The organism is Massilia sp. CT11-108 (assembly GCF_047302915.1).
GTDB classification, from domain to species: domain Bacteria; phylum Pseudomonadota; class Gammaproteobacteria; order Burkholderiales; family Burkholderiaceae_D; genus Telluria; species Telluria orientalis.
This window is the reverse complement of sequence record NZ_JBKYMO010001274.1, coordinates 1-420: the sequence shown is the minus strand read 5'-3', so window position 1 is coordinate 420 and position 420 is coordinate 1. Positions and strand designations below refer to the sequence as shown.

The following is a 420-nucleotide window of genomic DNA, read 5'->3' as shown; positions in this document are numbered from 1 at the left end:
CCGCCAGGCCCGACCAGCCGCTCCGCCTGCAGGCCCCCGCGGCGCTGTGGGTCGCCGGCGACGAGCACCGTCTTGCGCAGGTGCTGGGCAACCTGTTGTCGAACGCGGCCCGCTTCGGCAGCACGGACACGCACGTCGTCCTCGAGCGCGCGGGCGGCGTAGCCCGCCTCGTCGTCGCCGACAATGGCCTAGGTATGGATACCGCGCTGGCGCAGCGCGTGTTCGAACCGTTCTACCAGGCGCCGCAAGCGCTGGCGCACCACAGCGGCCTGGGACTCGGTCTCGCCATCGTGCAGCGCATCGTCGAGCTGCACGGCGGCCGCGTGAGCGCGCACAGCGACGGGCCCGGCCTGGGCAGCCGCTTCGAGATCATGCTGCCGCTCGGCGCACCGCCGTCCGCCACGGCGCCCGCGCCCATCC

At 74.3% G+C, this 420-nt stretch carries 1 protein-coding gene; it reads left to right on the top strand.

Going from position 1 to position 420, the window contains the following annotated elements; translation table 11 throughout:
* Nucleotides 1–420: sensor histidine kinase (locus ACEN88_RS34375; RefSeq protein ID WP_413346883.1), on the top strand; the 420-nt coding region annotated here is incomplete at both ends.